16 protein-coding genes are annotated in these 24257 nt (G+C 37.1%); 8 read left to right on the top strand and 8 right to left on the bottom strand.

What is annotated here, in order from left to right; genetic code table 11:
• Positions 1–40 precede the first annotated feature (40 nt).
• The 5 genes from EDF66_RS05070 to EDF66_RS05050 all read right to left on the bottom strand — a co-directional run bounded on the left by EDF66_RS05070 (position 41) and on the right by EDF66_RS05050 (position 8310).
• Positions 41–1774 carry a M64 family metallopeptidase gene (locus EDF66_RS05070; protein WP_132841043.1) on the bottom strand — a complete coding sequence of 578 codons (1734 nt, stop codon included), beginning with the start codon at positions 1772–1774 and terminating at the stop codon, positions 41–43.
• 22 nt (positions 1775–1796) lie between these two features.
• A complete protein-coding gene (locus EDF66_RS05065) occupies positions 1797–2678 on the bottom strand; it encodes an AraC family transcriptional regulator (RefSeq protein ID WP_132769247.1) in 882 nt (293 codons plus the stop codon).
• Positions 2679–2761: 83 nt separating this feature from the next.
• Entirely contained in the window at positions 2762–4000 is a 1239-nt protein-coding gene (locus tag EDF66_RS05060) for a hypothetical protein (RefSeq protein WP_132841041.1), read from the bottom strand.
• A 62-nt stretch (positions 4001–4062) separates the two neighbouring features.
• Positions 4063–6411 carry a glycosyl hydrolase family 95 catalytic domain-containing protein gene (locus EDF66_RS05055; RefSeq protein ID WP_132841039.1) on the bottom strand — a complete coding sequence of 783 codons (2349 nt, stop codon included), beginning with the start codon at positions 6409–6411 and terminating at the stop codon, positions 4063–4065.
• A 3-nt stretch (positions 6412–6414) separates the two neighbouring features.
• Positions 6415–8310, bottom strand: a complete 1896-nt coding sequence (locus tag EDF66_RS05050) for an alpha-L-fucosidase (protein ID WP_132841037.1) — start codon at positions 8308–8310, stop codon at positions 6415–6417.
• A gap of 225 nt (positions 8311–8535) precedes the next feature.
• Between EDF66_RS05050 and EDF66_RS05045 the strand changes: the two genes are divergently transcribed.
• On the top strand, positions 8536–10035 hold the full coding sequence (locus EDF66_RS05045; RefSeq protein ID WP_132841036.1) for a catalase: 1500 nt from the start codon (positions 8536–8538) through the stop codon (positions 10033–10035).
• 349 nt (positions 10036–10384) lie between these two features.
• Positions 10385–11557, top strand: a complete 1173-nt coding sequence (locus EDF66_RS05040; protein WP_132841034.1) for a trans-sulfuration enzyme family protein — start codon at positions 10385–10387, stop codon at positions 11555–11557.
• A gap of 53 nt (positions 11558–11610) precedes the next feature.
• Here the strand turns inward: EDF66_RS05040 and tpx are convergent, their stop codons facing one another.
• Entirely contained in the window at positions 11611–12111 is a 501-nt protein-coding gene (gene tpx, locus EDF66_RS05035; RefSeq protein ID WP_132769257.1) for a thiol peroxidase, read from the bottom strand.
• A 184-nt stretch (positions 12112–12295) separates the two neighbouring features.
• On the opposite strand from tpx, the gene EDF66_RS05030 reads away from it, so the two are divergent.
• From EDF66_RS05030 to EDF66_RS05020, 3 genes are all read left to right on the top strand, one after another.
• Entirely contained in the window at positions 12296–13513 is a 1218-nt protein-coding gene (locus tag EDF66_RS05030) for an OmpP1/FadL family transporter (RefSeq protein WP_132841032.1), read from the top strand.
• 26 nt (positions 13514–13539) lie between these two features.
• Positions 13540–14856 (top strand): G-D-S-L family lipolytic protein, encoded by a 1317-nt coding sequence (locus EDF66_RS05025; protein ID WP_132841030.1) that lies wholly within the window; start codon positions 13540–13542, stop codon positions 14854–14856.
• Between the two features lie 226 nt (positions 14857–15082).
• Positions 15083–15499: an OsmC family protein gene (locus EDF66_RS05020; RefSeq protein WP_031287012.1), complete on the top strand. Its 417-nt coding sequence runs from the start codon at positions 15083–15085 to the stop codon at positions 15497–15499.
• Between the two features lie 145 nt (positions 15500–15644).
• Here the strand turns inward: EDF66_RS05020 and EDF66_RS05015 are convergent, their stop codons facing one another.
• Entirely contained in the window at positions 15645–18038 is a 2394-nt protein-coding gene (locus EDF66_RS05015) for an outer membrane beta-barrel family protein (RefSeq protein WP_132841028.1), read from the bottom strand.
• A 210-nt stretch (positions 18039–18248) separates the two neighbouring features.
• Between EDF66_RS05015 and EDF66_RS05010 the strand changes: the two genes are divergently transcribed.
• Positions 18249–19487, top strand: coding sequence for a sensor histidine kinase (locus EDF66_RS05010; RefSeq protein WP_165902369.1), 1239 nt, complete (start codon positions 18249–18251; stop codon positions 19485–19487).
• A complete protein-coding gene (locus tag EDF66_RS05005) occupies positions 19480–20151 on the top strand; it encodes a response regulator transcription factor (protein ID WP_132769265.1) in 672 nt (223 codons plus the stop codon). Before EDF66_RS05010 ends, EDF66_RS05005 begins: the two co-directional genes overlap by 8 nt.
• Positions 20152–20180: 29 nt before the next feature.
• Here the strand turns inward: EDF66_RS05005 and EDF66_RS05000 are convergent, their stop codons facing one another.
• Positions 20181–21236, bottom strand: coding sequence for a DUF2157 domain-containing protein (locus EDF66_RS05000; protein ID WP_132841024.1), 1056 nt, complete (start codon positions 21234–21236; stop codon positions 20181–20183).
• A 165-nt stretch (positions 21237–21401) separates the two neighbouring features.
• Between EDF66_RS05000 and uvrA the strand changes: the two genes are divergently transcribed.
• The gene (uvrA, locus tag EDF66_RS04995; RefSeq protein WP_132841285.1) at positions 21402–24242 is read left to right on the top strand and encodes an excinuclease ABC subunit UvrA; all 2841 of its coding nucleotides are present in this window, start codon (positions 21402–21404) and stop codon (positions 24240–24242) included.
• The last annotated feature ends 15 nt before the right edge of the window (positions 24243–24257 follow it).

The following is a 24257-nucleotide window of genomic DNA, read 5'->3' as shown; positions in this document are numbered from 1 at the left end:
ATATATAAATAACCTTAAAGATACCTACTTAAGTAAAGTATTAAAACTTTGAAATTAAAATCTCTAACTTTTCACTACGGCACGTTGTTGTTTTATTAACTTTTAGCACATATATTTTTGAATTTGAATTCGATTTATTTAACAGTAATTCATTGTTATTTCCTTTTGGAGAAACATATTCGCCATTAAACTCATCCCATTCATATAATAATGTACCATTTTCGTTACACCACAAGTAATTGTAACGATCATCAATCTTTTCGTTCAAAGTAACACGAATTTTATTCAACTTCTTATCGAATCGTACTTTCGCACCTTTTGGCTTTTCAACTTTATCAAAAACTTTAACTAATATTCTCTTTTTTTCAGATTTTTTGCCCTGCCACATACTTTCCACGAAATAAACAGTAGATTCATGGATATTATTGACACTCACATTCGTTCCAGTAGCGAAAGGAACTGTTAATTGATGTTCGCTATACCAATTGTAAGTCAATCCACGACTTGCATGTTTTATGGATAGTACCTGTCCGCCATTATAACAGGTCTCGAGCGTATCGCCCCAATTTGAAACTGGCATTGCGAGTGCGCGGTCCATTTTATTGTTAATAGACCATACCGTTTCATAAACATGCTGTTGATGAGAATGGATACGAACTAATGAAGTTGTATCTTTCACAATCGCTTTTAATTCATTTACCCCCACTTCAAGCATACCCATATTCAAATAAATAGAGTCAATATTTTGATCAATTAACCGATTATTAAGATACCATTTCACTTCAAGTGTATTGGGGGATGGTTTTAACAATTTTAAAGAGAAAACAGACATGCTATCTGCATCTAGGGGTTTACTCGCGACTGGCAGGGTAGCTAGAATTGGATTTGTCTTATGATGTATGGTCTCTACAAAAACTTCTTGACAAACAGCACAAAAAGGAGCCACCAAGTATTGCATTTTACAAAATTCATGCGGTCTAAACCAAGTCGACTTTGATCCTGATCCTCCGTAAGAATATACACCAACACCTTGTGTCCCGACCCAATGCTTCCATGGAACCTTTGTCGGATCAGACTCCTGACTACGATTAGGACCTTCAATTGCATATTGATTACCTGCCCAATATTCGTCGGCTAAAATAGAGAAAGAATGACCGATCTCATGAACAGCAATATCATTACTCATAAAGTTAACGGTTGCTGTCGCATACTTACCACCTGAACCACCGTAAAAGGGAGAATTTACCAAAATCACAACTTGTGTATAATTGGGAATATGCTCCTTTAATACCTGCTCTATAACCTGATACTTTTGTGGTACCACCAGCCGGTGCAGTCCTCCGTTATCGAAACTGCTTCCAAAGATGGTATTAGGTGATGCAATAGGAACTGGATATTTTTTTGTAAACTTATTAAAGCGGGCTGGATATTGACTCAAATCCGTATTGCCGTGTACACAGTCACTGGCAGCACAAGCATGTACAGCTCCAGATTCTAGAGACGGTGTTTTAATCGCAAATACATTAAAGTAATTACTGTACTGACGAAAGGGCTCTGTTTGAAAAAAGTAAGCAGTGAAACGTTTAGCATCTTCTTCAAAATCCAGCAACTGCGCCTGTGTGTAACCGTCGCCCAGGATCACAAGATTAACAACCTTTTGATCAGTACCTTGATATTGCAACGTATCGATCGCATAACGCTGTGCAAAACAATTGGGAAACAGGAGAAATAAAAATATAAAACTAAAAAGGAAATGCTGTAATCTGATATTCATTACGATAGGTATTGATTAGGTATTAGTTCATGTCTTTAATTTTGTGCTGCATCAGGTATTCACTGGGAGATACCTTCGTGATTTTTTTAAATACACGATTAAAATTCACCACATTATTAAAGCCGGTTTTAAAAGCGATATCCGATACATTCTCAGAAAGACCATGTATCAGCATTTTACAAGCTTGCTCAATGCGAATTTCATTGAGGAAAGTAATATAAGTTTTTCGGGTGTGTTTTTTAAAGTATTTACAGAAAGCATGCGGTGTCATGTGGGCAATTGCCGCGATATCTTCCAAGGCTATCTTTTTCTCAAAATGCTTAAATGTATACTGAAAAATATCATTAATGCGAATCCCTTCTGCGTCAGAATACTTTTTTTGAGGAATCCCTGTATAAAGTGAAGTCCATAGATCTACTTTTTCAGCTAAATAATCGACAAGCCCCATAAATGCCGTTAAACGATCTAACCCATCCGTCTCATTAATCTGTAAAAACTTACGTTTGATCCCTGGATTTGAAGCAGCGTCCAGTTTTTTACTTACATTAATATTTTCTAGAAATGAACGGACTTCTGTCAATTCCGGCAATTGTAAGAAATCTTTAAACCGGGCGTAATCAAAGAATATATGAATCGCATGGATCTGCTCTTTTAAATCAGGATCAGGAACTAGCTCAGATCGTTGAAACATATGCGGTTCATCGGCATCTACAATATAAATTTCATCTTGTTTGAATTGATGTGTAAAATTGCCAATCAAAAAAGTACCTTCCCCCTTTAGAATGTATGTCAGTTGGATTTCTTTATGTCGATGATAGTTGCTGTAAAATTCAACCAACAGATCTTCTTGTACACAAACGGAACCTTGATTGGGAACAGGAACGGTAAACTGAACAATTTTCATTCTTACAAATAGCTACAAAAAAAACAGATATTGTTTAATTATTCAAATTTAAACATTATAGCGGACAATAAACGTAAATTGTATTATAATTTATTCTTGACATTTTTAATAAAATCTGGTAACGTTGGATCTGCACCTGCCAATTCAATAACAGTTCTTGATTTTGGATCCAGCCATAAATACCTTGGGGTTCCAATAACATTATAGCTATTTTCGATAAAATCACGATCGGTTACGTTTAACAAATAACTGTTCATTCCTAATCCGATTTGTCGATTGCTTGCCCTCCAACGTTCATAATCTTCATCATCGGTCAAATACACAACTTCAACACCCATTTTTTTCAATTCGGCTTCTTTGCGTACTAAAACCGGTAAATCCATTTTTGAATTTTTGCCTTTACTTGACCAAATCGCAACAATTATCATTTTCTTATCTACTAGCTGGTCAAACTTCAAAGAATCACCTTTTAGATTACGAGAAGTAATAGCCGGAAAAACAGGCATATTATCATAATAATTCTTGACTTCATCTACTTTTGCAACAGCTGCTTTAACAAGTGGGTGTTTCTGAATCGCAGGATCTAAATGTGCTAAAATTTGATCATAATCTTTATAATTCTCCTTATTCAGGCTGATGTACTTAAAGGAATAGGGAATCAGAAATGATGCTTTTTGTTTGCTATTCAAAACATATTCTTCGTAAAATCTTTTATCATCTTTGCTGGCCCGAATTTCATTCGACTGTTTTGTTATTTCTTCAAGTCTATCTATGGTTTGATTATAGACAGACTCTTGTCCTCTGCTAAAGGTCATGAGTTTAGCATTCAAAGCAGCAGTTTCGTCGCTGTATTTGGCAAGCTGTTCATCTAATTCGTGCTGTACTTTTTCTTTGTTTTTATTGAATGCTATCAGTTCATTTGTCGTCAATGAATTTGTTTTTACCTCAAGACTAAAATGATCGCCTTTTTCCTTGATAGCAACATCATAATCAGCATCAGCTTCCACATAAAGGGGCGTGCTATAATTAAAGGATTTCACAGCTCCCGAATCGGACCTGATGATCAGATCATAAAATGCATCAATGACCAACTCGCCTTCTAAAACGAACTTGCCTTGTTCTACTTTAGCTCGACGAAACTGCTGCATGGAATTATCGTGATCTTGCAAATAAACGGTACCATTTACTTCGGGATTTAAAGACCCCGTAATTTTATAGACAATTGGTGTTCCTTTTTTATCCTGCTTTTTTTCTGGATTGGACTGACATGAACTTATAAAAAAGACGAAACATATCAGACAATAGTAAAGTGGTTGGTTCATAAAAAAATTGGTTGTAAACTCATCATGAATTTACAACCAATTTACAGAATTTTATTTATAAATTATTTTATTTTATAATTTTCGTATGTCGATCCATTTAATACTTTAACAACAGTTTTATTTGGTCCCGTTATTTTATAATCGATGATCTGCCCATTCTTCCAAGTCATATCAACCGTATAATTTCCTCTAGCTTTCAATCCTTTTACGGCGCCATCTTTCCATGCTTTTGGCAATGCCGGCAGTAGGTGAATAAATCCGGAATGGCTTTGAAGAAGCATTTCCGCAATTCCAGCAGAACCGCCAAAATTACCATCTATCTGAAATGGCGGATGTGCACAGAATAGATTAGGGTAAGTACCTGCTTCGACTCCTTGGTAGGTCGTTTCATTCACAAAAGCTGGTTTGAGCAATTGTCTTAAAATTTCTAAAGAATGGTCACCATCTTGCAACCTTGCCCAGAAAAGAATCTTCCATGCCCGAGACCAGCCTGTACCCTCATCTCCTCTTACTTCTAATGTTTTACGCGCGGCCTCTGCCCACTCTTTATTTTGTTGTGGTGAGATGAAATGAGCCGGATATAATCCATATAAATGTGAAACGTGTCTATGTTTTGGTTCTATTTCAGTATAATCTTCCAACCATTCTTGCACACGGCCGCTTTTACTTACCACTACTGCTGGTGGAATCTGTGTCAACTTATCTTTTAACTTTTGAATAAAAGGATCGTTTAATTGCAGAAGACTATCCGCCTGAATCAAGTTCCCATAAAGTTCTCTAACAATTTGATTATCAATCGTAGGTCCCATCACTACTGAAGCGACTTCACCATTTGGAAGACGAAATCCATTTTCTGGAGAAACTGAAGGTGAAGTAACCAACCAGCCGGTCTTAGGATCCTTAACTAAAATATAATCGTAAAACTCTGCTGCTCCTTTTAATACAGGATAAACTTCTTTTAAATAGGCTTTATCCTGAGTAAATTGATAATGCTCCCACAGGTGATTACATAACCATCCTGAAGCTGTACTCGCCCCCCAAGATGCATTTTCTCCGGGTGCTGAGAAACCCCAAACATTTGTCATCATATAAACGACCCATCCTGGCGCATTGTAATAAGCTTTAGCCGTTTTTTCACCTGTCTTTGCAATACGCTTGATCAGGGCAATAAAAGGGGTATGGTATTCAGATAGATTACTTACTTCCACTCCCCAGTGATTCATTTGTGCATTGATGTTTAAGTGATAATCCCCATTCCAAGGTGTTTGAATCTGATGTGCCCATAATCCCTGCAAATTTGGAGGTAATGCATTCTTGTGTTCGGGAGCTGTGCTTGAAATACTCAAGTAGCGGCCAAATTGAAAATATAATGCGGCCAATCCATTATCTAAGGCTGGATTTTCAAAAAATTGCTGTAAACGTTTTCCAGTCGGAATATTCACCTTAGTCTGATCATCTGCGATGGTTAAAGCAACACGATCAAATTTGTTTGCAAATGCTTTTTTATGATTGCTATAGAGCTTTTCTTGTGCTATTTTTTCAGCAGTAGCGATATTCTGGCTGATCACCTGTTGTGGATCAGTTCCATAGTAATTCGTACTCGCTGCAAAAAGAACAGTAGCTTCGTCGGCACCTGTCAAGATCAATTGCTTACCATCATCCGTTAGTTTTCCGCCCTTAAATCTAATCTTCACTTTACTCGCAAACTGTAAGTTTTTGCCACCTTTACCGTCTGGCAAAGAACCCTGCAAAATAATCTCCCCATTTTGAACTTGATAAGAATCAATATTTTCAGTTCTTTCTAAGGCAATAGCAAAACTGATATTTTTTTTCTTTGAAGCAGTTAAGTGTACAACACCTACATTTTGATCAAAAGAAGTATAATAAGTCCTCTTATAATCCACTCCTCCTACAGTAAAAGAAGTCTGCGCGGTTGCATTTCCAATATTTAAGGATCTTTCATAATTTGAAACACCTTCAGCACTTAGTTTAAAATTGAATTTTAGAAATCCAAAATTCTGATAACAACCAAAAGGTGCATTGGCTCCGGTTCCGAAAGCAGATCCTTGGCCATTACAGACAAAATTCTTATTGACCAGTTCTTCTGCTTCTTTGTTCTTTCCAGCTATCAATAACTTCTGAATTTCACTGACACTCTTATATGCGTTATAATTATTAGGGTCTTCGGCAGAACCCGACCACATGGAAATTTCATTTAATACCAATGATTCAGACTGAATACCCCCATCAGGCATCATTCCGATTAACCCATTGCCTAAAGGAAGCGTTTCTTCCCAGCGGTTGGCAGGTTTGTCATACCACATGGTTAAAGCGTCTCTTTTTTGCGCTTGCGCCTGCAAGCAAGTGATGGCTGCAAGCGCAAATAATGTTGATTTTGTTATACCTTTCATTTCTTACTTAGAATATAATTCAAAGGATGCTACTGTGAATACATTTTTGGTTAACGTTTCCGTTGGAACAAATTTGATGTATTTTACTTTTACAACATCGTCAAAAATGATTTGCTGTAAAATCGGATTTGCTTTGATATTTGAAAATTCACCTTCCTTCAAAAGTTCCCATTGCTGTTTATTTTGACTGCTGTAAATTTTGTACTTCGTAGCTGTACCGATTGTTTTACCATCTTGACGAGGTAAGTATCCAAAACCGTTAATCGCTTCTTTCAATTCAAAAACAAATCCTTTTTCATAAGCAGTGACTGTTGCAAAAGTTTCCGCATTATTATCTATTGCTTTTGCCGATTCCGTAAAAGCTGCTGCCGTAAACTGCCTTGCACTTAATTTTTTGAATCCAGTATCCTCAAATTCAAAAGGTTCATCAAATTCTTTAAATAAACCAAAATCGCTTACTGTAATCGCTACAGGTGCAAATAATTGAATTCGTAGTTCATCCGTTGTAATGGGCTTCGCCAGTTTCATTAATCGATTTGCTCCGATACTGGTAGCTTTAGTGAGCAAGGTCCATTGCCCATTCACTTTCTGCTCAACTAAAACACTATCCAGACGTTGTCCTAATTTAATATTTTCTCTGATCTGGATAATATCAAATGTTTGCGCTGATTTCAATTTAATTTCCAGAGCAGCTTGATGCTCATCATCATTGGTTGCCCAATAGCTATAGCGGTCATTATCGATAATATATTTCGTCCCGTATTCTCCAGTTTCATGATCGCGAGTAGTTGTTGCCGTAATCTGCGCATCTTTTGCTAAATTATTTTCAAACGTTTTTTTCACCTTTCTTCCGAAAGCTTCAAGTGATTTCACATCATTTTCATGCAGTTGTCCTGATGGCATCGGTGCCAATCCAAGATTCATATTTGCACCACGACCTACAGATTTCAGATAGATCTCAAACAGTTCAGTTGGTGTTTTTACTTTCGCATTCTGCTCGGCATGATAAAACCACCCTGGTCGTTGTGGTACATCACATTCCGCAGGAATCCAGTATTTCCCATTTCTGACTCCTGAAGTCAGTGTTTTTTCATTTACCAATCCAGGAACTGCTTTTTTCCCATCTAGGCCTTCCGGCGTAAAAGTAGCCCATGAGGTTTCTCCCGCAAATCCACTTTCATTTCCTACCCAACGCATATCTGGACCGACATCACTAAAAATCATGGCCATCGGTTGAAGTTTACGAACGATTGGCCAAGTTTTCTCCTCCCACGCATAATAGGTATTGCGGTCGATCGTCCTTTTCTCTTTTAAACCACCATAATAACCATCTCCACCATTGGCGCCATCATGCCAAGAAGTAAACAATTCACCATAATTGGACATTAACTCGGTCAATTGTGCCCGGTATGCATCTGCATAGGCAACTGTCCCGTATCTGGTATCGTTTCGATCCCAGGCAGAAAGATAAACACCAAATTTCATGTTGTTTGCATGCGTCGCAGTCATGAAATCTTTAACCATATCCCCTTTTCCTTGTTTCCAAGGAGATGACGTTACACTATATGTTGTCGTTGCCGTAGGCCATAAACAAAAGCCATCATGATGTTTTGCAACAGAGATGAGCCCTTTAAAGCCCCCAGAAGCCGCTGCCTTAGCAATTTGATTGGCATCAAAATTCGAAGGATTAAAGATGGCAGGATCTGCATCACCATATCCCCACTCCTTATTTTGGAAGGTAGTTGGTGTATAATGTATTAAACAATACATATCCATTTCATGCCATTTCAACTGCCGTTCGGAAGGAAGTGCTCCATAAGGTTTTGGTGGATTTACCGGTTCAGATAGCAAAAAACTACCATTTACCCAGAGAAGACTAGAGAATAGAAAAGTAAACATATAATTAGATAAAGGTTTTAAGTTTTAAATATAGTTTAATTTTAGGGTATTAAAAATCTAACAAAATCATTTTCCTCAAGCAATCGATTGATTATATTTATATTACATATACAAAATAGTCATCACTAATCTTGATAAGGCATCAAGATTATCAATAAGATAAGCTCATTCATTTCATTTAAATTTGTTGTAGAACAATAGGGGAAAACTCATAAATTTTTAAAAATGGAAGACAATAGAAACAAAAAAATTACAACAGCATCGGGTGCTCCTGTTGTAAACTACGAAGATACGATGACAATAGGCCCAAGAGGTCCGGTGCTATTACAAGATTATTTCCTCCATGAAAAACTGGCTCATTTCAACCGAGAACGTATTCCGGAACGTATTGTACATGCTAAGGGTTCTGGCGCCTATGGTACTTTCACCGTAACCAATGATATTTCGAAATACACAAGAGCAAAACTCTTTAACGGCATTGGAAAGCAAACAAAATTATTCATTCGCTTTTCAACCGTCGGAGGAGAAAGAGGTTCGGCAGATTCCGAACGTGATCCACGTGGGTTTGCTGTTAAATTTTATACCGAAGATGGAAACTACGACTTGGTCGGTAATAACACGCCAGTCTTCTTTATCAAGGATGCTAAAAAATTTCCTGATTTTATTCACACTCAAAAGAGAGATCCTCATACAAACTGTAAATCGCCAACCATGGTCTGGGACTTCTGGTCACTCAATCCCGAATCGTTGCACCAGGTAACGACTTTGATGTCCGATCGTGGAACGCCATTTGGATTCAGACATATGCACGGTTATGGAAGTCATACGTACTCTATGATCAACGCGCAAAATGAACGTGTCTATATCAAATACCACTTCAGAACACAACAAGGAATAAAAAATTTGACAGGTGCAGAAGCTGATGAAATGCGCGCTAAAGATATGGATTATGCACAACGTGATTTACATACAGCAATTGCGAATGGTGATTTTCCGAAATGGAAGCTTTATATCCAAGTCATGACAGAATCGGAGACTAAAACATTCCGTTGGAATCCATTTGACTTAACAAAAGTATGGTCACAGAAAGAATATCCTCTCATCGAGGTTGGTGAAATGGAATTAAATCAAAACCCAGATAATTACTTCGCTCATGTAGAACAAGTGGCCTTTGCTCCGGCACATATTGTAGATGGAATTGGATTCTCACCAGATAAAATGCTACAGGGACGTATATTATCTTACCCTGATGCTCAACGTTATCGACTAGGGGGAAATTATGAACAGATTCCTGTGAACAGATGTCCTTTTATGACTAATAATTATCAACGTGATGGTCAGATGACTGTCAATGGGAATCAAGGGGCAGCACCAAATTATTATCCAAATAGTTTTGATGGTCATTACGAAGATCAATCCTACAAGGAACCTGCATTGCAAGTAGATAGTCTAGTGGCTGATAATTATGACCGCAACGCTCCTGGTGAGGATGATCATTATACACAACCTGGTGATTTATACCGTTTATTGGATGCTGAACAGAAAGAACATCTCATTCAAAATATAGTAGGTGCTATGTCTGGAATTGAAGGACCAAAACGAGATGAAATTGTTATGCGTCAATTGTGCCATTGGTTTAGAGCCGACATGAATTTAGGACTAGGAGTTGCTAAAGGATTAGGATTCTCTATGGATGAAATGGCGAAACATATGCCTCAAAAATAAAAAATCATTCGGCAATAATAAAAAGAGCGGAAATGTACCCATACACTTCCGCTCTTTTTATACCTTCATAATACATCATAAACTATGATAATTATCAAAATTTAAAGCTTCACATCTACCTATACCACACTTATCCTAGCTTTTTAATAGTACTTATTTAAGATTCAATAAATATTGACAAAAGTGAATGAATAGCGCTGCAACCGATTTAACTGTATGATAGGCTGTTATTTGAGATTGGAATCCTATAAATTTACAAAACCTAAGTTGTTCTACTGATTATTTTTTACGCAAAATTATTTGATAAAATATAAAAAATAAAATTTACAACTTGTACCTTTACCTCATCATGAACAAAGATCAATCTAAAATCATCCGCGAACAAGCCGATCGTTCTGCAACACGTGAGCATTCGGTGCCCCTATATCTTACTTCTAGTTTTATCTTTGATAGCGCAGAACAGGGAAGAGCTATTTTTGCTGATGAAGAGCAAGGAATGATATACTCCCGCTATGCCAATCCAAATACTTCAGAGCTTATTAACAAAGTTTGTATCCTAGAGGAAGCAGAAGCTGGGCTGTCCTTCTCTTCGGGTATGGCAGCAGTCTTTGCCTCTTTTGCAGGTATTGTTGAAAGTGGTGACCATATCGTTTCGTCACGCGCTATTTTTGGTTCAACTCACCAACTATTTACGCAACTATTCCCTCGTTGGGGAGTAACAACAACGTATGTTGATGCGGTCGATCCCGAAGAATGGGAAAAAGCCATTCAGCCGAATACAAAAATTATTTTCCTGGAATCACCTTCTAACCCTGGTCTGGAATTAGTAGATCTAGAATGGTTAGGTTCTTTAAAGAAAAAATATCCAAATATTATTTTAGCCATTGACAACTGCTTTGCAACACCTTATCTTCAAAAACCATTAAAGTATGGTTTTGATTTGTCAATTCATTCTGCTACAAAATATATGGACGGTCAGGGTCGTGTCCTCGGTGGATTAGTTGTAGGGAAACAGGAATTGATTGACAAATTAATGTTTTTCATTCGCCATACTGGTCCTTCCTTATCTCCTTTTAATGCTTGGGTCATCTCTAAAAGCTTAGATACACTGGGCTTACGTATGGATAGACATTGCAGCAACGCATTAGCATTAGCAACAGTTTTGGAAACAAACGAAGAAATTGAAGATGTTAAATATCCATTTCTTCCTTCCCATCCGCAATATGAGCTTGCAAAAAAACAGATGAAGGGCGGTGGTGGTATTGTCACTTTTGTTGTTAAAGGTGGAAAAGAGCGAGCTTTCCGTTTCTTAGACGAATTAAATATGATTTTATATACTTCTAATTTAGGGGATGCAAGATCAATCGCTACCCATCCTGCTTCTACAACGCATTCGAAATTAACAGAGGATGAACGTCTAAACCTTGGTATTCAACCGGGTAGTGTGCGTCTATCGGTTGGTTTAGAAGATCAGGAAGATATTATCCAGGATATCTTACAGGCATTGGAAAAAACTAAATAAAAAAAATAGAGCCATCTCCAAGAAGATGGCTCTATTCTTTATTTATGATCTGCTTATTTCAAAGATGCCAATGCAGCTTCGTAATTTGGCTCTTCTGTCACTTCCGCAACTTGCTCTTCATATAAAACTTTACCATTTTCATCCAATGTAATGACTACACGGCTCAATAAACCCGCTAAAGGGCCATCGGAAAAACGCAATTGATATGCATCTGAAAAATTACTGTCTTTATATTCCGACAATGTAACCACATTATTCAAACCTTCCGCTGCACAAAAACGTCCTTGAGCAAATGGTAAATCTTTGGAAATACATAACACCACTGTATTTTCTAATCCTGACGCTGCTTTATTGAAAGCACGAACAGATGCTGCACAGGTACCTGTATCTACACTTGGGAAAATATTTAAAACTACTTTCTTTCCTTTATAATCTGCTAATGATTTATCAGATAAATCACCTGCTGTCAATTTAAAATCTGGAGCTTGATTTCCTACTGCTGGTAAATTTCCAACCGTATTAACTGCTCCACCTTTGAATGCTACTGTTGCCATAATTATTTTTTTTAGCAATTTAATGATTTCCTGTTAATCTTACTACAAAAATCACATTTATTAATACACATTCTTTCAAAATAAATATTTATCAATTTTCGCCAAAATAATATCGAAAAGCCACAAAAATTTACTATGTTAGCATTGTAATTCAAACACAAACGATAAACCAAATTTGATGTATATGAAGAAGTTACTAATTACCTTGCTTTGTGTATCGCCGTCTTTACTTTTAGCACAGGGATCTCAAGTCAATCTTCAGAGTCCAAAATCTGTCGGTATGGGTGGTGCAGGTTCTGCCTACTTTATAGATGAATCTTCCATCTTTTATAGCCCAGGAGCACTTTCAAAAATGAGCCACAATGCGGTTTCTGTAAACGGAAATGGTGTTATGTTTAAATCTGCTTTTCAAGCAACAGGAAGTTCTGTGGTGGATCATACTAAAAATCAGATAACGCCACCTTTTTCTGTTTTTGCCACAGTAGGACCTAAAAATACGTGGTGGAAAGCGGGTATAGGAATATATACACCTTATGGAGGTGCCGTAGACTGGGGCACTGAATGGACAGGTAAATACAGTTTAGTTAGTTTGTCGTTACGCGCTATATACATCCAACCTACCGTCAGTGTCAAATTAACGGATAACTTCAGTATCGGTGGGGGTTTTGTGTATAACATTGGTTCTGTGGATTTACAAAGTGCTGTTCCCGTTTATTTCCAAGATGGGTCATCAGGGTTGGCTGAATTAAAAGGAACCGGTACTGGAACGGGATATAATGTCGGTGTTCACTACAACTTAAATGAAGAATTTGCCATTTCCATGAGCTACCGATCTAAAGTTGTTACGAAATTAAAAGATGGAGATGCTAAATTCACAGTACCTGAAGCGGCGCAAGGAACATTTCCACCAGATAGTAAATTTAGCGCCGAACTTCCTCTACCATCTACTTTTGCTGTTGGTGTAACATTCCCGATCAGTGACAAAGTGAAAATGGCTGTGGATGGAACGGTGATCAATTACGATATTTATAAAGAACTAAACTTTGATTATAGTGGTGCAAATACTCCTGACACGCATTCCCCTAAGAATTATACAAAAGCAGGTTCTATTAAAGCGGGTATCGAATACTTGCCATCAGAGAAATTACAACTCCGTATAGGTGGTGGTTATATCGCAACACCTGTGAGTAAAGATTATGTCTATCCAGAAACTCCTGATAACAACCGTGTACTGATTGCTGGTGGTTTCACATACAAAATGAATCAGAAGTTTGATCTAACAGGCTCTTTTGCATACCAGAGAATATTACCTCGCGAAGCAAATAATGTAGACAGCCATTTATCAGGAACGTATACGACGAATATTTACGCACCAGGTATTGGATTGACGTACAAATTTTAAGCATTTATATTAAAAATGTTATTATCATGAACAGAAGAAATTTATATATAGGAGTTGCATTGGCGATACTGAGTATCACAGCATGTAAACCATCTCTCGACGAATTCACACCTTCAGCAGGAACAAAAGCTGACTTTAGTAAATATATTGCCATTGGAAATTCTCTTTCTGCAGGATTCGCTGATGGGGGACTATATCTTGATGGCCAAAAAGTAGCTTTTCCATTGCTCATCTCAGAACAACTTCAAAAAGTAGGCGGAGGCGAGTTCAAATCTCCATTTTTTAGCGAGGAGCAGTCCAATGGATCGGGCTATATTCGTCTTAAAGCATTGGTCAATGGCCAACCAGTAACAGAACAGGTTACAGACAAATTAGCTTACCGCTCAGCTAGTCCAAAATTATTAACGAAATTTACTGATCCGATCAATAATTTAGGGGTACCGGGTATGCGTATGGATATGGCTTTTGCACCTGGCATAGGAACAGCAGCTGGAAATATGTACTTCGAACGTCTATTGCCAGAAGGCACTCCACCAACAATGGATTATTACACGTATTCTACAACGCAAAACCACACGTTCTTTACTTTTTCTCTGGGAAATAATGACGCCTTAGGTTGGGCAACAAATGGTGGTGTTGTAAAAATTAATCCGATAACAGGAAAAGTAGACCCTACAACTGTGTTAACAGAAGTTTCAACATTTACAGGTCTCTTAAACAAATATGTGACCGAACTTACAAAAGGAAAACAAAAAGGTGTGTTAGCAACGATTCCTGATGTAACAGCAGTTCCATATTTTACAACAGTAACACGTCAAGCCCTCTTAGCTGCAGTAAATGCGGCAAGCTCAACCAAAGTGACTGATATTTACATCGCAACTAAGACGGGCCCGCGTGCTGCTACGGATCAAGATTTCTTTGTCCTCCCTTTTTCATCGGCAGGACTATTAGGTGTACCTAATGAAAACAAAATACCTTACGGATTACACCCGCTGAATCCTGTTGCAGATCAATATGTTTTGGATACAAAAGAAGCGGCAGAAGTGGTAGCGCGTGTCAATGATTTCAATAACGCAATTAAATCGGTCGCCGCGTCAAAAGGCTTAGCTGTCGCAGATGTCAATGCATTTTTAACAGCTGTTAAAAATGGCATCCGCATCGATGGTCTATCGGTAAGTGCTAAATATATCACCGGAAATGGATTTTCGCTAGACGGTATTCATTTGACACCTATTGGAAATGCTTTAATGGCAAATGTATTTATTGAAGCCATCAATAAAACGTACGGTGCTCAAGTTCCGAGGTTAAATATATCTGATTATAGAGGTGTAAAACTTCCATAAGAATATTAATAAATGGTTTGGTAAAGGGGTGTATCATAATTATGATCACCCTTTTTATTGTTTATCCTCAATTAGATGTGTTTAGGGTAATAAGTATATCTTATTATGTATATAACCGCTTTGTAAGAAAAAAGTAATAACAAGTGATGTTATTTACGTGTCAGCGCAATTATATTGTTAATGAAAGCAAATTTCATTAAATTTGTATATACAAGGAGATTCAATCATGAAAGTAACACTAAATCGTCAAAATAAAGCAGTTCACTTTGAAGCAGCAAGTGAACTATCCAATGTAAAAGTAAATATTGATGGTTCAGAAGCTATTGGTGGAGAAGGCAAAGGAGTTCGCCCGATGGAATTAGTCTTAATGGCACTAGGCTCATGTAGTGTATTTGATCTTTCTTCTATTTTGACGAAACAGCGTCAGGAAATTGAAGATATACAAGTTGAGGTTGAGGGAAAACGCCGCGAGGAAATTCCAAATATCTTTACAGATATCCACATTAGCTTTTATCTAAAAGGTGCTATTGATGAAATTAAAGCTCAAAAGGCAGCAGAATTGGCGGTCAAAAAATACTGTTCGGTACATGATATGCTTGCCGCAGGTGGTATCAATATCACCTATTCACTCAAAATCAATTAATAATAGTGGAATGCTTAGCTCATAATCTGAACTTACGCATTGTAAAATAAAAACATACAAAAACCAGATAACTATTGATATCTGGTTTTTTTGTACTTGGGGAGATTCCCCTTTTTTTTAATAAAGGGCGCTTTATACTTAAATCTTATAATCTTCCCTGCTCTTCCGTCTTTTTAGGCATACTGGAATTATTCTTTATCTTCTGATTGCCAAAATGATAGCGTAATGTTATATTGACTTTGCGTGTATCTCGATAATCGTTATAGTAATTATTTTGGTCCGCATATTTTGAAGATACCCTTTGTCTTTCCGATTTAAAAATATCCATAAAAGAAAGATTGACTTCAAACCGTTTACGAAAAAACTTACGGCTCGTGATCAGATAGGTACTAGAATAACCTGTGATCTTAAAAGGTCCCTGTATGGTAGGCGACTCGAAGGTGTTTCCAAGCTCAAGGTTCCAGTCGCTTTCTTTATTCAGCACGAAAATTGAACTAAAATTTCCATTGGCCATCCACACTCGATTACGATACAATTGCATATCGCTACCTTGATAATTATTGACATTGTACATCCCCTCCAGTTGTGCGTTTAAACTCCAATTTTTCAATAATTGAAAACTTTTACCCAAATCTACACCTGCTCCCTGCCCGTTTCGAATATTCGTGTAATGATAGATCAATTGATGATTTATATTATCTTGAATAGCAATCTCCATGGACGGCCATTGCTCATATCGATAAAATAAATCTACATTCCATTCTTTTTTCGTTAACGTAATATTGAGATTATGAATAATTGTAGCCTTCAACCGCGGATCCCCTTGAAAATAAGAAAAAAGATTATAATAGGACTTCGCCGGGTTTAACCACGAATAAGCAGGTCTGCTGATACGCTTACCGTAAGAAAACCCCCATTGGTATTCCTGATCTGTTTGGTACTGAGCATAGAAGGTTGGAAAGAGTACCCAATAATTTTGATTATTCCGGTCTTCCGGTTCTGAGACGACTCCTTCCAATGCCGTATTTTCAAGACGCAAACCTCCTTTCCAGCTCCATTTTCGCCATTTATATGCTATTGATCCATATACAGCTGCCTGTTGTTCATCGTAATCAAAAATATTACTCTTATCTGATCGAGGCTCAAAACTTCCTGAAGCATCATCTGAAAACATTAAGGTACTTTTCGTTTTCACAGCACTAAACTTACCTCCAAACTCAATGGCAATATTATTCATATTTACAGAAAGATCGAGCTGTGTTGTGAATAATTGGTTCTGTGTAGCATTGTCACTCAGAAAGCGCGTACTTTTAGGATCTTGATTCTTAAATTGTAGATCTGTCCATACATCCTGTAGATTAGATTTACGATTTGTTGTAAAATAGGAAGACCAATTTGCATTCCAGTTGGAATTTATTTTTTTATTGACCTGCAGATAAAAATTATTGGTTTTACGCGATTCTATATGATCGTTCTTCGTCAAATAATAGGACTCCATTAGCCCTTCCTTATTGTAAATGGAGGTCGGCACTTCATATAATCCAGTTGATTTTGGCCCATAATACCCATTCAAGCCTATGGCGATATTCCAGGTTGTATCGGGCGTATAGTCAAAGGAAAACACGTAACTGTTTTGGCTATTATTTTTATCGATACGGGTCATAACACTTTCCCAGGAAGTTTGATCATTCGGATAGTAGACAAAATCGGTTCCATAGCGCGCATATGTCCCTCTTCCAAAATTATAAGTGGCGCGAACATTAACTTTTTCATTTTTATAGTATTGGGTCAGTCCAAATAGTTGCTTACCATAATTACTTTGCTCTGCCAATGCCAGTAGCGTACCTCTGTACCCAAATAGTTGCGATTTATTGAGTTTTATATTAATAATAGTACTTCCCTCCGCTTCATATTTTGCAGGTGGACTTGTAATGACCTCAATAGATTGAACATCCGATCCTGCTGTATTTTCGAGTAACGTTTTTAGTTCTTCCCCGCTCATCATCAGTTTTCTTTCATTAATCATGACAACTACTTTTTTGTCTCCACGTACAGCTATACTACTTCCACTTACCATAACCATAGGTGTCCGTTTCAAAATATCCCAACTGTTCAATCCGGATAGGTTACTTCCTTGCACATTAAACTCTAAACGATCAATTTTTCGAGTAACCCTTGGTCTTTTACCGGTTACTTGTGCTTCTTCCAGTTTCGACTCATTAGGACTTAACTTTATTAATAATGGAACTTGTAAGGTATCTGATCGAAAATTCAATTCTCGGCTCTGATAATTTAAATGGGATATTGCCATACGGTATAGCCAGTTGTCTTCTATTACAAAATCAAACCTACCGGCAGTGTCGAGTCTTAATGTGTGGATGGGTTTACTTATACTGTCCAATAAAATGACAGTTGCTCCTTTCAAAGGAATTTCGTTTTGATCGCAGACACCACCGGATAAACGCTTCCCTTGAGCCTGTCCAAGAAAAGGTAATAATAATAATAATAATAATAATAATAGAATAATTAGATACTTCATACTTGATTAAATTGCTGCTACAAAGTTGCCTCAAGTAGTGGAGAGCGATGGTTAATAAAGAGTTAATGGTAGGTTAAGGTTCTATTTATTCAAAATCGCAACCTATATTTGTATATGGAACTTAAGTCTAAAAACTATATTTATTTTTTCACAATCCTCTTTGTTATCCTTATTGGCATTCAATCCTATTTGCTCTTGAATTCTTTTCAATTGAAGAAAAGGGAGATATATTCGCTAACAAAAGAGAAACTAGGAAAAATAGATGAGACTGACGCTCTATTCGACAATGATCTCCTTAATAATCAAGACGCAACTTCTTACTACATACAACTAGCTCAGAAAAAAATTACGCTTGCAACGCTGGAAAGCAGTTATGCTGATAAAGTAAATAAAACTGAGAAAGCGTTGACACATTATGTAGATAGTCTTTTTTCCCCATTAGGTTTTCAGGTAAGATTACAAAAAGAGATTCTACAAATCACCTTTCAAAACGCTCAAGAAAAACTGATCAAAAAGCCAATAATTGTCTATAAAACAAGTGGTGAAATGACGCATCCATTGGAGTTATCTTCTGGAACCTGGTCTACTGAAAAAACTGTTAAACAGTTAACGAAAGAACAGTCAACAATCACTGCTGAGCAGGAAGATAAACAGTACAGTTTTCTTGTTCTTCGAAGATCAACGTTTGAGGTGGTCAATATCAACTGGATTGTTTTTAAGGAGTTAGCATTCCTACTCTTCAATTCAACATTGATTCTATTGGCTTTATTATTCTTATTTTATCGAACATATCAGAATTTAAAACAGCAACAGAAAAAGATTAGTCAGTTGCATGATGCCGTTGACAATATTTCGCATGAACTAAAAACGCCCATTGCAACGCTTAAAGTAGCTTTAAAAACAATTCAAAAACAACCTGATCCTACCATTCTAGCCGTTATGGAACGTCAAGTGGAACGTCTTGAAAACACTTTACAACCTTTGCATGAAAGTGACAAAAAAGATGCAGACATTCCCATTACCTTTGATCAAGTGAAAATGATACTTGCTGATTTTAAACTTGCTCATCCTCATATAAAATTTGATATAAATGAGTTTTCAACAATCGAAATACCAATTAACGAATCCGATTTTACGACCATTATTGTCAATCTTATGAATAACAGCATCAAGTATGGTGCTACTCATCTGAGTGTATCAATTTCCACGAACAAGAATTTATTTGAAATCCAAGTACGTGATAATGGGATAGGAATGGCTTTAAAAGAAATTCCTCATATCTTTGAGAAATTCTACCGCATACAAAAAAATAATATCCATGATAGCAAGGGTTTAGGACTAGGATTATATCTGGTCAATACGATTGTAGGGCGTCATCAAGGCAAAATAGACGTTACTAGCAAAATCAATATAGGAACTACTTTTAATATTATAATTCCCCATGAATAAACTTTTGTTAATTGAAGACGATGCTGATTTCGGATTTATGTTGCAGCATTATTTACAGCTTTCCGGATATGATGTGCACTGGATGCAAAGCCCAGCGGAATTACTGCTTGCTGAAAATATACTTCCTTACGATCTGTTAATTTTGGATGTAATGTTACCCGTTAAAAGCGGTTTCACATTAGCACAGGAGATCAAAGAATACTATCCTGAAGTCCCTTTTATTTTCCTAACCGCCAAAGAACAAAAAATAGATAAAATAACAGGTTTAAAAATTGGCGCTGACGATTACCTTACAAAACCCTGTGATCCAGAGGAATTAGTATTAAGAATCCAAAATATCCTAAAGCGTAATAAAAAAACTGATCAGATCACATCAATTACACTTGGTAGTTATCAATTTTTCCCTCAGCGATTACTCCTCACTCACCCACTGGAACAATTTAAACTAACAGAAAGAGAAGCGAAGCTCTTACAGTTTCTATGTCAACGCAATGGATCTCTTGTGACAAGGGAAGAAATCTTACAGCAAGTCTGGGGTAACAGTGACTTTTTTAATGGCCGCAGCATGGATGTTTTCATTACGAGATTACGCAAGTACCTCAAACATGATTTAAATCTACACATTACTTCTTCAAGAGGTGTAGGCTTTAACATTTCCTTTTAATATGCGCGCTTGGTACTTATATCGTGATATTAGGTATCTAAACTATCTTCTCTTTTTTGCCATAATTTTTCTGCCCAACGACCAACAAACCAAAATGATACTGCCAAAATAAGAAAAAAGATTGCACGATTGATATTATCCCAAAGGTATTCTACATATCTTGTGTAGACATTCAATACAAAAAATACAAAACCAATTTCTCTTGTAGTATTGTCTTTCATCTTCAGTCCATAGATAACGAGACCTGCGGCTACTGCTGTCGACAACAGACCCCAATAAAAGATGTGGTACTGTCTTACTAAAGTCCATTCATAGAAATCTGAATAATTACCAAAAATAGAAAGAGACCACAATGAAATCATTAAGTATAGTAAGCCAATGAGGTAGCTTAGCGGTTGAAATTCTACTAGTTTTTTGAACCGTGGCTGCACATAAATAGCAATTAATGTCAGCATTAATCCAAAAATAGTAAAACGTAGTGGGTAATTCATTCCCCAGAACTTAAATCCCCAATCACTATGATATGCTGTTTCGGTCGCAAACCAGATTCCTAATGCAACAAGCATAAATACCCATATGAGCTTAGATTTTAAGCGGTTCGCGAGATATCCGTATATGAGGACTGATAATAGAAACAGTAAAGAATAGTGCATACTATTCTTATCCAATACCTTTCCTAAAAATCCGATGCATGCTGCTGTCGAAAAAACACCTATCAACATCATGGTTTCAATAGAAAGATTTTTATTAGGAAATTTTGTTTTGTAACGAAAGCCGAGGGTATAAAACAATACAGCTAAAGCACCAAAAAAGAGACAGAATAAAATATTGGGCGCTTCGTACAGTGTATCTACAAATTTGAGAAATGCAGTATCAGTCATTAAAGAAAAAACTGCAAATACCAAAGATGCTAAGGCAACCCAAAATGCATACCGTGCTAGGCGCTTCCAATCAAAGCTTTTGACGTCAATGCTATCGACCATAGCTTTTGCTGTCGATGCATCAATTACATTTTCCTTTTCCCAAAATTGTATTGCTTCTTCTAAGGATTCTTTTTCTTGTTTAGTAACGTCTAATTTCTTCATATAACTTTTGTGGTGGCAAAATACAAATTATACCTTTTACTTAGGGTATAGATTTGCAATAGCGTGACAATAATAAAGAGATGAGCACTCTTAAAGTTCATTAAAAATAAGTAATTTTGCATGTTTGCAGAAATTCATCTGCGTTTGGAAGAAAACAGCGGTTACATGACAAAGAAAATCACACCTGATTTAGGTGAACAAAGTGAAGTTCAAGTATTTGGAGCACGTGTACATAACCTCAAAAATATTGACATTTCATTTCCTCGAAACGAATTGGTTGTTATTACAGGATTAAGTGGCAGTGGTAAATCGTCATTAGCTTTTGACACCATATACGCGGAAGGCCAAAGGCGTTACATGGAAACATTCAGCGCTTATAGCCGTCAGTTTTTAGGTGGTATGGAACGACCGGATGTAGATAAAATTTCTGGTTTGAGTCCTGTGATTTCTATTGAACAAAAAACAACAAGCAAAAATCCGCGTTCTACTGTCGGCACCATCACTGAGGTGTATGATTTTATGCGTTTGCTATTTGCTCGCGCAAGTGAAGCATTTTCTTATGTTACAGGCAATCGCATGCAACGCATGTCTGACGACCAGATTGTTGATCGTATTTTAACCGATTTTGATGGACAGGCTTTGAATATTTTAGCTCCCGTGATCAAAGGGCGTAAAGGTCATTACCGTGAGTTGTTTGAGCAAATCCGTAAACAGGGTTATGTTAAAGTCCGTGTAGATGGAGAAATCGTAGATTTAACGCCTAAAATGCAGGTAGACCGCTATAAAATACACGATATTGAAATTGTGATCGACCGCCTAAAGGTTACTGCCGACGATAAAAAAAGGTTGCAAACATCTGTTATGCAAGCGATGAAGACAGCAAAAGGAATTATTAAGGTAGCCAATCAAGAAAATGTGGAGCAATTTTTCAGCCGCTATCTCATGGATGCCGAATCAGGTATTTCTTACGATGAACCGCAGCCTAATACCTTTTCATTTAACTCCCCATACGGTGCCTGTCCAAAATGTGATGGCCTAGGATATATTTTTGAAATTGACAAAAACACAGTTATCCCTGATGGAAAATTAAGCATTCAAAAAGGAGGCTTAGCTCCCTTAGGACCTGCAAAGGAGACCTGGAACTTCCAAGTGTTGAAAGCTGTGGCTAAAAAACTTGATTTTTCTTTGACAACACCGCTAGAGAAGTTGACAGAAGAGCAAATCGACACGTTACTATTTGGTGCTGAGGAGCCTATTTCAGTTGCTGTTTCCTACGGCAGTTACGATGTACGTGATTACCGCATTGAGTTTTCTGGTATTTTCAAAATGCTAGAGGAGCAGTCTGGTAAATCTAGTGATGATATGTCTTCTTTAGATGATTTCAGATCAAAGATTGTATGTCCAACTTGTGAAGGTGCAAGGCTTAAAAAGGAATCACTACATTTTAAATTTGCCGGTAAAAACATTTATGAACTGGCACATATGGATATTAAATCGCTATATGAATGGTTCTCAAATGTAAACGCTTCTTTAGATGAACGTCAACAGATCATTGCTACCGAAATATTAAAAGAAATACAATCGCGTTTAGGTTTCCTACTGGATGTAGGCTTAAATTACCTGACTATAGATCGTTCTTCTAAATCGCTATCTGGTGGTGAAGCGCAACGTATACGACTTGCGACACAAATAGGTTCCCAACTTGTCAATGTTCTATACATCTTGGATGAGCCGAGCATCGGTCTCCATCAGAGAGATAATGAGCGTCTGATCAATTCTTTAAAAAATTTACGTGATATCGGCAATTCAGTGCTGGTTGTTGAACATGATAAAGACATGATCTTAAATGCAGACTATGTTATTGATATGGGACCTGCCGCGGGTGTCAATGGTGGTCAAGTGGTTGCTGAAGGAAAACCGAAAGATATCCTGAAATCAAAATCACTAACTGCAGCTTATTTAAATGGGAAAAAAGAGGTTGCTATTCCTTCAGAACGAAGAGCTGGAAACGGAAAAACATTATCTTTAAAAGGTGCAACAGGAAATAACTTAAAAAATGTTTCTGTTGATTTTCCACTTGGAAAATTAATTCTTGTCTCGGGTGTTTCGGGTTCTGGTAAATCAAGTTTGATTACCGGTACGGTATATCCGATTCTAAATAAACATTTTTTCCGTGCAAAAGGTATTCCACTTCCTTACAAAAGTATCGAAGGTCTGGAGCATGTCGATAAGGTCATTGAAATAGACCAAAGTCCGATCGGTCGTACGCCAAGATCAAACCCTTCTACTTATACGGGTGTATTTTCAGATATCAGAACTTTATTTGTCCAACTTCCTGAAGCGAAAATAAGGGGTTATAAACCGGGACGTTTTTCATTTAATGTGAAAGGCGGTCGTTGTGAAACTTGTCAAGGTGGTGGAATGAAGGTTGTGGAAATGAATTTCCTTCCTGATGTCCAGGTTCCTTGTGAAACATGTCATGGAAAACGTTATAACAGAGAAACTTTGGAGGTTCGCTTCAGAAGTAAATCCATCTCAGATATCCTGGATATGAGTGTTGATGAGGCAGTCATTTTCTTTGAAAATATTCCTTCCATCTATCGTAAGATTAAAACATTACAGGATGTTGGCTTGGGTTATATTACATTGGGACAGTCTTCAACAACATTATCGGGCGGGGAAGCACAACGGATTAAATTGGCGACAGAGCTTTCCAAGAAAGACACCGGAAATACATTTTATATCTTAGATGAACCGACAACGGGTTTGCATTTTGAGGATGTTAATGTATTGATGGGCGTAATCAACCGATTAGTTGACCGTGGTAACACGATCTTAATCATCGAACATAATCTCGATGTTATTAAATGTGCTGATTGGGTGATTGACATTGGTCCTGAAGGTGGTAAAGAAGGCGGTAATGTCTTATTTGCAGGTGTGCCTGAAGAGTTAATCAAAAATAAAAAGAGCGAAACGGCTCGATTCCTTAAACTGGAAATGCAATAACGAACAGTTAGATTT

It is taken from the genome of Sphingobacterium sp. JUb20 (genome assembly GCF_004342035.1).
GTDB classification, from domain to species: domain Bacteria; phylum Bacteroidota; class Bacteroidia; order Sphingobacteriales; family Sphingobacteriaceae; genus Sphingobacterium; species Sphingobacterium anhuiense.
Note: the sequence above shows the minus strand (reverse complement) of the source record. Positions and strands in the feature narration are given on the sequence as shown.